The organism is Elusimicrobiota bacterium, assembly GCA_041660185.1.
In the GTDB taxonomy this organism is placed as follows: Bacteria; Elusimicrobiota; Elusimicrobia; order 2-01-FULL-59-12; family 2-01-FULL-59-12; genus JBAZWU01.
Genome location: JBAZWU010000012.1, coordinates 13,213 through 25,113, shown reverse-complemented (window position 1 = coordinate 25,113; position 11,901 = coordinate 13,213). Strand labels below are relative to the sequence as shown.

Annotated in this window: 16 protein-coding genes; all 16 read left to right on the top strand. The window is 55.9% G+C overall.

The features are described from left to right. The first annotated feature begins 121 nt into the window (after nt 1–121). The 16 genes from WC859_09325 to WC859_09250 are packed head-to-tail and all read left to right on the top strand — an operon-like array spanning nt 122 to nt 11,877. On the top strand, nt 122–1,162 hold the full coding sequence (locus tag WC859_09325; protein MFA5976346.1) for a 4Fe-4S dicluster domain-containing protein: 1,041 nt from the start codon (nt 122–124) through the stop codon (nt 1,160–1,162). Beyond that, nucleotides 1,155–1,979 (top strand): FAD/NAD(P)-binding protein, encoded by an 825-nt coding sequence (locus tag WC859_09320; protein ID MFA5976345.1) that lies wholly within the window; start codon nt 1,155–1,157, stop codon nt 1,977–1,979. The genes WC859_09325 and WC859_09320 overlap by 8 nt, the downstream gene beginning before the upstream one ends. A 12-nt stretch (nt 1,980–1,991) precedes the next feature. Then, entirely contained in the window at nt 1,992–2,558 is a 567-nt protein-coding gene (locus WC859_09315) for a 4Fe-4S dicluster domain-containing protein (GenBank protein MFA5976344.1), read from the top strand. Continuing rightward, complete coding sequence (locus tag WC859_09310; GenBank protein MFA5976343.1) at nt 2,555–3,475, top strand: complex I subunit 1 family protein; 921 nt, start codon at nt 2,555–2,557, stop codon at nt 3,473–3,475. The genes WC859_09315 and WC859_09310 overlap by 4 nt, the downstream gene beginning before the upstream one ends. Before the next feature lies 1 nt (nt 3,476). After that, on the top strand, nt 3,477–3,902 hold the full coding sequence (nuoB, locus tag WC859_09305; GenBank protein ID MFA5976342.1) for an NADH-quinone oxidoreductase subunit NuoB: 426 nt from the start codon (nt 3,477–3,479) through the stop codon (nt 3,900–3,902). Next, entirely contained in the window at nt 3,903–4,400 is a 498-nt protein-coding gene (locus WC859_09300) for an NADH-quinone oxidoreductase subunit C (protein MFA5976341.1), read from the top strand. After that, entirely contained in the window at nt 4,400–5,584 is a 1,185-nt protein-coding gene (locus tag WC859_09295; protein ID MFA5976340.1) for a nickel-dependent hydrogenase large subunit, read from the top strand. Before WC859_09300 ends, WC859_09295 begins: the two co-directional genes overlap by 1 nt. Further along, nucleotides 5,581–7,236 carry a proton-conducting transporter membrane subunit gene (locus tag WC859_09290; protein ID MFA5976339.1) on the top strand — a complete coding sequence of 552 codons (1,656 nt, stop codon included), beginning with the start codon at nt 5,581–5,583 and terminating at the stop codon, nt 7,234–7,236. Before WC859_09295 ends, WC859_09290 begins: the two co-directional genes overlap by 4 nt. A 3-nt stretch (nt 7,237–7,239) precedes the next feature. Continuing rightward, a complete protein-coding gene (mbhE, locus tag WC859_09285) occupies nt 7,240–7,788 on the top strand; it encodes a hydrogen gas-evolving membrane-bound hydrogenase subunit E (protein MFA5976338.1) in 549 nt (182 codons plus the stop codon). Next, nucleotides 7,785–8,240, top strand: a complete 456-nt coding sequence (locus WC859_09280) for an MnhB domain-containing protein (GenBank protein MFA5976337.1) — start codon at nt 7,785–7,787, stop codon at nt 8,238–8,240. The genes mbhE and WC859_09280 overlap by 4 nt, the downstream gene beginning before the upstream one ends. Beyond that, nucleotides 8,237–8,575: a sodium:proton antiporter gene (locus WC859_09275; GenBank protein ID MFA5976336.1), complete on the top strand. Its 339-nt coding sequence runs from the start codon at nt 8,237–8,239 to the stop codon at nt 8,573–8,575. The genes WC859_09280 and WC859_09275 overlap by 4 nt, the downstream gene beginning before the upstream one ends. Continuing rightward, nucleotides 8,572–10,062, top strand: coding sequence for a proton-conducting transporter membrane subunit (locus WC859_09270; GenBank protein ID MFA5976335.1), 1,491 nt, complete (start codon nt 8,572–8,574; stop codon nt 10,060–10,062). Before WC859_09275 ends, WC859_09270 begins: the two co-directional genes overlap by 4 nt. Before the next feature lie 6 nt (nt 10,063–10,068). Further along, entirely contained in the window at nt 10,069–10,572 is a 504-nt protein-coding gene (locus WC859_09265; GenBank protein MFA5976334.1) for a Na+/H+ antiporter subunit E, read from the top strand. Nucleotides 10,573–10,584: 12 nt separating this feature from the next. Then, nucleotides 10,585–10,953, top strand: a complete 369-nt coding sequence (locus WC859_09260) for a cation:proton antiporter (protein ID MFA5976333.1) — start codon at nt 10,585–10,587, stop codon at nt 10,951–10,953. Further along, a complete protein-coding gene (mnhG, locus tag WC859_09255; GenBank protein ID MFA5976332.1) occupies nt 10,946–11,272 on the top strand; it encodes a monovalent cation/H(+) antiporter subunit G in 327 nt (108 codons plus the stop codon). The genes WC859_09260 and mnhG overlap by 8 nt, the downstream gene beginning before the upstream one ends. Continuing rightward, nucleotides 11,269–11,877 (top strand): 4Fe-4S dicluster domain-containing protein, encoded by a 609-nt coding sequence (locus WC859_09250; GenBank protein ID MFA5976331.1) that lies wholly within the window; start codon nt 11,269–11,271, stop codon nt 11,875–11,877. Before mnhG ends, WC859_09250 begins: the two co-directional genes overlap by 4 nt. The last annotated feature ends 24 nt before the right edge of the window (nt 11,878–11,901 follow it).

Here is an 11,901-nt window from a genome sequence, read left to right as displayed (position 1 = left end):
CCCGGCTGGACTCTAAAAAATACGATAGAAACCTTGTTCGAACCGATAACGATCAATAGGATATGACGTCCAATAGAACACAACACACTCCATCGAGAATGGACGGCAGAAAAAACTAACGATGGAAAAATTTGTCATTTTAAAGAAGACGGACCTCGCCGGGTTTTTAAACAAGCTCTCGGATCGTTTCGACGTCTTTGTCCCCGTCAAAAAACAAAACCAACGTTTCTTCCAAAAATATACGGCGGTCGCGGACAACCTGGTGATCGGAGAAGTCCGGCCTTTTGAGCCGCTGAAGGCGTTTTTTTCGCGGGCCCGGGAGCGGATTGCGGAAGGGTTCAGCTCCGACAACCCCACCCCCCGTAAACCGCAGGCCATTGTGGGCGTCAAGGCCTGCGACCTGAAAGGTCTTAAGATTCAGGACCACGTCTTTAAAAACCATGGGTTTCCAGATCCCTTCTATAACCGAAACCGCGTAGACAATCTGATCATCAGTGCCGACTGCACCTGCGCGATTGATACCTGTTTTTGCCTGGCGGTTGGCGTCAAACCCTATCCCACCGAAGACTTTGACCTGAACCTGTCACTTCTCGAAGACCGCTTTCTGGTCGAAGCCGGTTCGGACAAAGGGAGTAACTGGCTGCAGCAGCACGCCTCCTTATTTAAGAGAGTCACCGACAAAGATGTTCAGCTTCGGGATGAGCAGCGGGTCCGAGTTGTTCAAGCGGTTGAGCAGAACCTGAAGACCCATGAGGTCCCGAACCAGGAGCGGTTCTCCGGCATGATCGAACGGAATTTCGCCTCCGGGATATGGGAAGACGAAGCCAAGACGTGTGTGGAATGCGGCGCCTGCACCCAGATCTGCCCGACGTGTCACTGCTTTCTTCTTTATGACCAGAAGGAAGGCGACACCTTGATGCGGTCTCGCGTGTGGGATTCCTGCATGCTGAAGGATTACGCCCGGGTAGCCGGCGGCGCCAATCCCCGGAAGCGGCTCTGGATGCGGCTGCGCAATCGATTCGAGAAAAAATTTGATTTCTTCCCCAAGGTAGCCCAGGTTTATGCCTGCACCGGATGCGGCCGCTGCATTACCGCGTGTCCCGCGAAGATCGACATCCGGCGGGTCTTAAAACGATTGGTTAATGAGGTCAGCCGTGTCTGAGATCATGAACCCCTATCAACCGATGCAGGCGGAAGTTTTAGACGTCATTCCGGAAACAACGACGATTAAAACCATCCGCTTCCGGCCGGAAAAGGCCCTCAGCTTTCGTACGGGACAGTTTGTGGAGCTGACCATCCCCGGCGTCGGGGAAGCCCCTTTTACGCCTTCGTCACGTCCGGCGGTGGCGGACGTTCTGGAAGTCAGCGTGATGCGGGTGGGAAAAGTCACGGAGAAAGTGCATCAACTCAAAAAAGGGGACGTCATCGGTGTGCGCGGCCCTTTCGGAAACGGTTATCCCCTGGACGAATTTAAAGGCCGGGAAGTCCTGGTGGTCGGCGGCGGATGCGGTTTTGCGCCCTTGCGCAGCCTCATGTATTCCTTCTTCGATTTGAGCGGGCAATTTAAGCAGTTGTATTTCCGCGGAGGGTGCAAGACCCCGGGTGATTTTCTTTACCGGAAGGAAGTCGAGGGTTGGGCCAAACGATCCGATCTCAATCTGGATCTGACCGTGGACAAAGGCGACGAAAGCTGGAAATGGAACGTCGGCGTGGTCACCACCATTTTTGACAGCGTCAAGATGGACTACGCAACGGGGGTCGCCATTGTCTGCGGCCCGCCCATCATGATGAAATTTGGGGCCAAAAAGCTTTTGGAAATGGGATTCAAAGAGGAAAATCTTTACCTCTCGATGGAGAAGAACATGTCCTGCGGGGTCGGCAAATGCGGCCACTGCCGGCTGGGGGTCTACTACCCCTGCAAAGACGGGCCCGTGTTCCGGTACGACAAGATCAAAAATTTTCATGAAATCTGGGATTGATCGGATGCTTTTGTGACCACGAGCGCTGAAGAACTCCATCATGGCCAGCTGGCCGCGTCGCCTGTGAAAGGGGACGATCAACGGTTGTATGTGGATCTCGACAAGTGTGCTACGGGGGAGTGCTCGACGTGCGAGATTCAGTGCAGCTACTATTATCACACCCAGAAGCCGGGCAACAACGGGATTGTATCCATCGCCGAGTTGGCCACTTACGCGCTGGTTTGCCGCCGCTGCGAAGAGCCCCACTGCGTCAACGCGTGCCCGAAAGACGCGCTGGAACAGCAGAAGGATAAAGGGAATATGCTGGTCCGCCATGCGCTGCGCTGCGTCAGCTGCAAATCCTGTTCGCACGCCTGCCCGTACGGAACGATTTACCCGGAGAATGTCCCTTTATTGATTCATACCTGTGATTATTGTCTGGATCGCCGGGGTCAGAAGGGAGAGCCGCTCTGCATCAAGAGCTGCCCTCACGGCGCGCTCAGCCTCAAAAGCGGATCCATAGCGCTCGATGAAAACACCTTTTTGGTGGGAGACCATCTCATCGTCCATTCAACGCATTGGAAGCGGGAAAAAGCATGATTCCGATTCTCTATTTTCTAATCCTGGGGTTCTTCATGACCGCTGTGATTGGCTTGTTGGCGAGTGGGATCGACCGGAAGGTGACCGCGCGGGTTCAGTACCGGGTCGGGCCGCCCCTCTGGCAGCCCTTTATTGACCTGGTGAAACTGCTCGGTAAAGAGAATCTGGTGCCGGCCGGTGCTTCGCGGATCACCTTTTTTTCGGCACCCCTGGTCGGCTTGGCCAGCGCCGGAGTGGTCTCGACGCTTTTGTGGCTGAACAATTGTGCCCCTTCACAGACCTTCGGAGGGGATCTGATCGTGGTGTTGTATCTGCTGACCATCCCTTCGATCAGTATCATGATGGGTGGATTTGCCTCCCGGAGCCCCTATGCCAGCGTGGGCGCTTCACGCGAGATGAAGGCCATCCTGAGCTATGAATTGCCGTTTGTCCTGGCGATGGTGGTGCCGGTGATTAAGACCGGTTATTCCTTCCGTCTGGGAGACATCATCAACACACAGGCGCAAAGCGGTGCGATCGCGGGGAACCTTTCAGGTGTTTTAGCTTTCGGGGTGGCGATCCTCTGCATGCAGGCCAAACTGGGACTGGTTCCCTTTGATATGGCGGAAGCGGAAACTGAGATCGTGAGCGGTCCTTTGGTGGAGTATTCGGGCGCGGCGCTCGCGGTTTACCGGCTGACGAAGAGCATGCTTCTTTTTGTGCTGCCGTTTTTTTTGATCATGCTCTTTCTCGGGGGAGTTCGGGGCGGCCTCGATATCCTCTGGGGGGCGCTCAAATACGTCGGGTTGGTGGCCCTGATCACCGTGATTCGCAATACCAATCCGCGGGTGCGGATCGATCAAGCGATTCGATTTTTCTGGGGACCGGTGACGTGGGTTGCGGCGGCAGCCGTTGTCCTGGCGATGGTGGGGAAATAAGATGGGTGCCAAATTGACCGCTTTATTGAAATCGCCGTGGGTGTTCCACCTTTCGACCGGCAGCTGCAACAACTGCGACATCGAAGTGCTGGACTGCTTGACGCCGCGTTTTGATATTGAACGCTTCGGGATGCTTCTGGCGGGCAGCATCAAGCATGCCGATGTTCTGCTCGTGACCGGTTCGGCCAACCGCAAATCCATGGAGCGCGTCAAAAAGCTCTACGACCAAGTGCCGAAACCGTGTTTGGTGGTGGCCATCGGGGAATGCGCGCTGTCCCGGGGATTGTTTATCCAAAGCTATAATTGCCCCGTCCCGATCGATAAGATTATCCCGGTGGACGTTTACATCCCGGGTTGCCCGCCCCGGCCGGAAGCGATCATCGCCGGTGTCGTGAAGCTGATTGAGAAGGTGAAGAATGCGTCGTAAATGGCAGACGGAAACGAGGCCCTAATGACTCGGGAAGCGGTTCTCAAGGATTTAAGGGAAAAATTAGGAGGCGATATCCTTTCGCTCGTCGAAAAATCACCCAAACGAATTTATGTCGACATTAAGCCCGACGCGATTCGGAAATGGGTTCTTTATCTTCACAAAGATTTAGGGGCGCGTTTTAATATCGCTTCCGGAGTGGATATGCGTGAGCACATGGAAATCCTCTACCACTTCACGTTGGAGGAGATCAATGTGGTGATTTCGCTTCGGGTGCGGTTGGAGAAGTCGCATCTGTCGATCGATTCCGTGACGCCGCAGTTGGAGGCGGCCAACTGGATTGAGCGCGAAATCCACGAGCTGCTGGGGATCGAATTCAAAGGGCACCCCGATATGCGAAGACTGCTTCTCCCCGACAACTGGCCGAAAGATGTATATCCGTTGCGCCAGGATTATAAAGAGTGGGATCCGGAAGCGATCCGGGACAGGGGCGTGTAATGGTTCGAACCATTGTCCCCATCGGACCCTATCATCCGCTCCAGGAGGAGCCGGAGTTTTTCAGCTTGACCGTGGATGGCGAACGAGTGGTGGACATCGACGTTCACCTCGGGTACAACCACCGCGGTATTGAAAAACTGTCGGAGATGAAAACGTTCGATATGTCCACCTTTGTGGTAGAGCGGATCTGTGGGATTTGCTCGACGAGCCATCCCTTCGCCTTCACCCAGGCTGTGGAGGACATCTTTCCGATGGAAGTCCCTGAACGGGCCAAATATATCCGGACGATTATCGCTGAAGGAGAACGGGTTCATTCGCATCTCCTCTGGCTGGGCCTGGCGGGTCACTTTCTCGGGTACAACACGGTGTTCATGTGGGCCTGGAAGCTTCGAGAGGAAATCCTGGATGTTATGGAGATTCTCTCCGGCAACCGGAACAACTATGCCATGTTCCGGCCCGGCGGGGTCCGGCGCGATATCAAAGCGGACGACATCCCCATTGTGTTGAAGAAAATCGATTCGATTCTGCCCACCCTGGACATGCTCCGCAAGGCCGTGATGGATGATCCTGTTCTGCATGCCCGCACCAAGGGGATCGGTGTTCTGTCCCGGGAGGATGCCATCCGTTACGGCGCGCTCGGACCGACCGCGCGGGCCTCGGGGATAGCCCGGGACCTCCGAAAAGATTGCGCCTACGCCGCCTACGATCAAGTGGAGTGGGACATGATCGTTTGTCAGAATGGCGACGTGTTCGACAAACTGGTTGTGCGCGTGCTGGAGACTTTTGAATCCGTCAAAATCCTGAAGCAGTGTCTGACACGCCTGCCGCCCGGCGAGATTGATGCCAAGATCAAGAGCATCCCGTCCGGAGAGGGGATCGGGCATATCGAAGCGCCGCGGGGGGAGTGTTTCCATTATGTCCGCAGTGATGGCACCAACCGGGCCGTCCGCCACAAAATCCGTGCCCCCACGTTCATGAACCTTCCGACGTACAAAGCGACGGTGGTGGGACAAACGATTTCGGATGCGACGATTATTCTGGCGGGCATCGATCCTTGTTACTGCTGCACCGAGCGGCTGGCGGTGCGCAACCTGAAGGGTACCCAGCTCTACAGCGGGGAAGACCTGGTCCGGCTTTCGCAGGAAAAAACGCAGCGGCTCCGAAAGGAAATGGGAGTGGAATGAGTCTTTTGATCCCTTATTTTAGAAGCGATCCCCTTTCCCTTTTTATCGGCGGGTTCGTCTTGTTCTTTTTTGCCCTGACGGTTCTCTACTCGGTTGGATTCCTGCGCGGGCGCTCGGGATTGGGCCGTTATTACGCCTATGTCATTTTGACGCTCGTGGCCTCTCTGGGAGCTGTTTTTGCCGACCATTTGATTGTCTTCATCGTTTGCTGGGGATTCCTCGGGTTTCTACTGTATCTCTTAATCCATTTCGGCCGCCGGGAACGGACTCCGGCCACGGCCAAGAAGGCCTTGATCATCGTTGCCGGCGCTGATGTCCTGATGATTCTGGGCATCGCCCTCCTCTGGCGCCTGACCGGATTTCTGCGGATGAGCGATATCCATGTGGCTTTGACGAGCCGGTCCGCCATCGTGGCCTATTTATGTCTGGCTTCCGGCGCCCTGGCCAAGGCGGGCTCGATGCCCTTCCACTCCTGGGTTCCGGATACCGCGGAGGACGCGCCCATTCCGGTGACCGCCTATCTTCCGGCGTCCTTGGATAAACTTTTGGGGATTTATCTCCTGGTCCGTCTTTCACTCGGTTTGTTTCAGATGACGCCGGCCATGAACACGTTGCTCATGACCGCTGGAAGCTTGACCATCGTGGCGGCCGTGATGATGGCGTTGGTTCAACATGACTTGAAGCGATTGCTGGGCTATCACGCGGTCAGCCAGGTCGGCTACATGGTTTTGGGAATCGGCACGGGAAATCCGGTGGGCATCGCCGGAGGATTGTTTCACATGCTGAATAATGCGATCTATAAAAACTGTCTTTTCCTGGGTGGCGGTGCCGTTGAGAAAAACGCGGGGACAACCGAATTGGATAAGCTGGGAGGCTTGGCGCGGGCGATGCCGGTGACCTTCGGCGCTTTCCTGGTGGCGGCGTTGGCCATTTCCGGGGTTCCTCCTTTGAATGGTTTTGCCTCCAAGTGGATGATCTATCAAGGGATCATTGAATCGGCTCGTACCGGCAGTCCGCTGGGCCTGGTTTGGCTTGTAGCGGCCATGTTTGGAAGCGCCTTGACCCTGGCCAGTTTTATGAAGGTTGTGCATGCTGTTTTCCTCGGACAGCCCTCGGTGGAACAGCAGCAGCGCAAAACGCCGTCGGCCGAAGTCGGCCTCTCGATGCAGATCCCGATGGTCACGCTGGCGGTCCTATGTCTCCTTTTTGGTGTATTTGCCGCGTCCTTACCGTTGCGAATGTGGATCTTCCCAAGCCTGGGATCTGCGGTGGATTACCCGGGAATTTGGAACGCTGGTTTGACCACCGTCCTTCTTGTCGTTGGAATGCTTGTGGGTCTTCTCATTTATTGGGTCGGCACGATGGCCAAGACGCGGGAAACCGCCATCTTTACGGGTGGAGAAACCGTGGAAGAGTATCCGGAAATGCGGGTGTCGGGCACGGAGTTCTACCACACGATCAGCGAGTGGGGCTGCTTAAAAACCATTTACGGGTTGGCTGAAAAACGGCGGTTTGATCCGTATGATCTTGGAGTTGAACTCACCCTGAGGGTCAATCGGTTGATGCAGTACCTTCACAATGGAATTTTGCCGACGTATCTGTCATGGGGGCTGTTCGGCGCAGCAATTCTGTTCCTCTTTCTAATGGGATAGCGGATGATTGAACTTTACACCTTGTTGGGCTTCATGATCGTGGCGGCGCTCATCGCGATCGAGCTGAAGGACCTGCTGTCTGCGGTGGTCTCCGTCAGCGCGGTGGGCCTGGGGCTATCGATGGTCTTCCTGATTCTTAAAGCCCCTGATGTGGCCATCACCCAGCTGGTGGTCGAAATCCTGTGCCTCATCATCCTGATTCGTGCCACCATCCGGAAGGATCTTCCGTTTTCAACCTCCGGCCGCTGGTTGTTGAACACCAGCATCACCCTGGTGTTTACCGTGATCTTTTTGACGGTGGCTTGGAAGGCTTTGGCGGAACTGCCCAAGTTTGGATACCCGGTTCCTCGCGTGTCTCTGACTTACCTCCAGGAAGGCTTGGCCCAGACCGGGGCGACCAATCTCGTGGCTGCGGTTTCAATGAATTACCGGGTCTATGACCGGTTGGGCGAGATGACGGCTTTACTGGCGGCTTTGGTGGGTGTACTCACTCTGCTGCGCCGGAACGGAAAATGGATCACCGGGCGTGTCACAGAGGAGGAAGAAGAATGAAGATGGTGACAGGTCCAAGTCTGTCGCGCGTGGTGAGGACCGCGGCCCGCTCCGTCGTGCGGCTGATGTTCCTTTTTGGTTTTTATATCGTCTTCCATGGCCCGATCACGCATGGCGACGGTTTTGCGGGCGGGGTGATTATGGCGCTTGGGTTTGTTCTCCTCATGGTGGTCTTTGGAAAGGATGAAGCGTTTCGGATCCTGCCGCGTTCGGCGACCCGGATTCTGGCGGCCAGCGGGGCGCTGCTTCTTTTGGCCGTCGGGGTACTCGGATTGGGTCGTGAAGGCCATTTCTTCTTTAATTTTCTTGGGAAAGGCAGCCCTTTCCAATACTGGAGCGCCGGCATCATCCCGCTCTGCAACTTGGCCATCCTGCTCATTGTGACGGGCGCGTTGTTTGGGGCCTTTGCCGCGCTGATGTTATTCCATCTGGATGCGGAGAAAAAACCATGATGGTCTATTGGCTTTGCCTGGTTCTTTTCTGCATCGGTCTCTATGGCGTGGTGCGCAAGCGCAATGTCATCAAGATTGTTATCGGACTGATTATCTGCGAGTACGCCTCCAACCTGCTTTTTATCCTGGTCGGTTACCGGATGAATGGACGGGCGCCTGTGCTGTCCCCGGATATCCCCATTGAAAACATGGTGGATCCGTTGCCGCAGGCCATGGTGTTGACCACGATCGTCATTGGTGTGGCCACCACGCTTCTCTTGGTGGCGCTGGCCCTGCGTCTCTACGAGAAATACGGCACCTTCGACATTACCAAGATCTCGGAGCTTAAAGGATGACCGCGACTCGACTAATTCCGTTTTTTGTTGTCTTGCCCCTGGCCGGGGTGTTTCTCATTATGCTCTTCGGGTGGAAACTACGGAGATTCTCAGAGGGGACCACGTTGCTGGTCACCCTCAGCTTGCTCGCCTTGTCGTTTTTTTCTATCGGCGTGCAGCATGCGCAGTCCACGCTGGTCCATTTCTCCGGAGGATGGAAGCCTCCGGCCGGCATTCTGTTGGTGGAAGACGGCTTAACGGTCTTCATGCTCGTGACCGTGCATCTGGTGGCATGCTGCATCGTTCTTTTTGCGATCTCGTATATGAAGAAGTACACATCGCCCGGGAAGTTTTACGCGCTTTTCCTGATGACCCTCTCCGGCATGAACGGGATCCTTGTGACCGGCGATCTCTTTAATCTTTTTGTATTCCTTGAGGTCTCGTCGCTCTCCGCCTGTGCGCTCGTCGCCTTTGGGACTGAGCGACACGAATTAGAGGCCGCCTTTAAGTACGGCGTCATGAATACCCTGGGCGCCGCCTTTGTTCTTTTGGGGATCGCGTTTCTGTACGCCTACTGCTCGACGCTCAACATGGCTGACATGGCCAAAGTCATCGCCGAGAAGGGGGGCGGCCGGGTGGTCCCTATGGCCGCTGTGCTGTTTATCATGGGTTTTGGCCTCAAAGCGGCACTCGTTCCCTTTCACGCCTGGTTGCCGGATGCACACCCCTCCGCACCCGCGCCCATTTCAGCGATGCTCTCCGGGCTCATCATCAAATGCCTTGGTGTCTATACCCTTTTCAGGGTCCTATTTTGCGTGTTGGGCATGACCCCCATGCTGCGTTCGGTTCTGCTCTTTTTGGGGGCTCTCTCGATGGGAGTCGGGGCATTCTCAGCGGTAGGGCAGTGGGATATTAAGCGACTTCTGGCCTACTCGTCCCTGAGCCAGATCGGCTACATCGTCTTCGGTATCGGGTTGGGGACTCCCTTGGGAATTCTTGGGGGCCTTTTGCACCTGTTTAACCACTCGGTAGGAAAATCCCTTCTATTCCTGACATCGGGGGCGGTGGATTACGCCACCGGGACGCGTGATATGCGCAAGATGGGCGGTCTGTCTCAGCGGATGCCGGTGACGAGCGCTACGGGAATGATCGGCGCCATGTCCATTGCCGGGGTTCCTCCGTTCGGGGGATTTTGGAGCAAATTGCTCATCATTTTTGCGGCTGTTCAGGCCGGGTATTTCGGCTACGCGGCTTGGGCGGTGCTGGCTGGTGTGGTGACGATGGGATATCTGGCCAAGGCGATGAAGCAGACCTTTGCCGGCGCATTACCTGAGAGTCTCCGGCAGGTCCAGGAGGTTCCTCTCTTGATGCGGTGTGCGATGGTGATCCTGGCGATCTTATGCGTGGGGGGAGGATTGCTGCTTCTTCCTGGAATTCAGGAAGCGTTTCTCCGGCATGCGTCGGAGGTTTTGCTGAATGGGTCTCTTTACGCCAAACTAATCGGATAAAACGGAATGTTGAATAGACGAATCATCCTTTTCTCAAGTTGCTACCTGGTCTGGTGTCTGTTGAACTGGATGCCGGGATGGCAGGCGCTGCTCTTGGGCGTGCCGGTGGCGGCGCTCGTCGCCTTCATGACGGAGGGCCTCCCCATCACGCAGCCCAGCCGTTTATTTCTGCAGCCCGCGCGGCTTTTCACGTTCTGTTTCCGTTATTTCCCTTATTTCTGGTGGGAGAGTTTCAAGGCCAATTTGGACGTGGCCTACCGCGTTCTTCATCCGCGCCTGCCGATCCGCCCTGGAATCATCCGGATGAAAACAGAAATCAAGTCAGACATGGGGCTCACGATCCTGGCCAACTCGGTCTCCTTAATGCCGGGCACGACGACGGTGGACATCGATTCGAAAAAAGGGCTGATTTATGTGCACTGCATGACGGTCTCCGAAACCGACGCCGGGCAGCGGACCAGGCTCGTGGTGCAGCGCTTCGAATCCATGCTCAGAAAAGTTTTTGAATAGGCGAGGGGTACGATGAAACAGTGGCGTTGGTGGATGGGTGCGGGGATTCTGGTGGGGATCGTGGCGATGATCGTGCTGCGGCCGCTGCCTTTTCTTTTTTACCCAAAGCTTTCGTTGGCCCCGTTTTTCGGGCGGGCGCTGTACATTCTTATTCTGGCCAGCCTCTTGTGCCTGTACCGGGTCGCACGCGGGCCCACCGGCGCGGATCGTATTGTGGCGGTCGATTTACTGGGTGTGATGATCACCGGCCTCTGTGCCGTGCTGGCGATTACCACGCGGCGCACGTGGTACCTGGACATCGGCATCGCCTGGGCGTTGCAGAGCTTTATTACCGTGTTAGCGCTCTGCAAATTCCTGGAAGGGAAGGACTTCGATGATTGAGTGGTTGGGTTTCATTTTTGTCGCCATCGGCCTGGCTTTTGACATCTTCGGGTGTATCGGTCTGGTGCGCTTACCTGACCTTTACCTCCGCTTGCAGGCCGGGACCAAGTGCGTTACGCTGGGCACCTGTAGTATCCTTTTCGGAACCTTTCTCATTACCGGCCCCCTGGGCGGCGGCGTGAAAGCCCTTCTCTGCATGTTGTTTATCGTTTTGACCAACCCTGTAGCCGCGCACGCGATTGCCCGCAGCGCCCACCGCGCCGGGATTAAGCTCTGGGAAGGGACCGTGGTCGATCACTATTCTGAGGACAAAAAATGAAATGGCCTAAACTGAGGGAACTCTGCGAGGCGGTCCGGGCGGTGATCGTCGGGCCCTATACGTCCTCTTTTCCGAAGAAACCGTTTCAGCCGCATCCCAACTTCCGTGGCCAGCCCAAATTCCACGCCGAGAAGTGTGTGGGATGCCTGGCCTGCGAGCAGGTCTGCCCGGTGAACGCCATCGCCCACGAAGACCGCGTGACCACTGGAAAAGCCGTGCGGACGATGATTCACTACTCGGACACCTGCATTTTTTGCGGTGAGTGCCAGGCGGCCTGCATCGCGGACCACGAAGGCATTAAGTGCTCGACGGATTGGGAGCTCTCCTTTTTTGACCGCAAGACGCAGTCCTTTGAGACCATCGAGAAAGAACTGCAGCTTTGCGAGATCTGCGGCACGGTGATCACCGGCAAGGACCATTTGAAATGGATTGCCGAGAAAATCGGCGAGCTCACTTATTCCAGCCCGACGCTCTATGAAGCCCGCTTGCAGAGCCTGGGGATTATCGATGACAATCTCAGGGCCGCGGCCAAGGACCAGGGCCGTGCGGACCGGATGAAGATTCTCTGCGCCCCTTGCCGAAGAGAAACCACCCTCACTGCCTAGTCACGGCCTCGCGGGGCCTAAAAA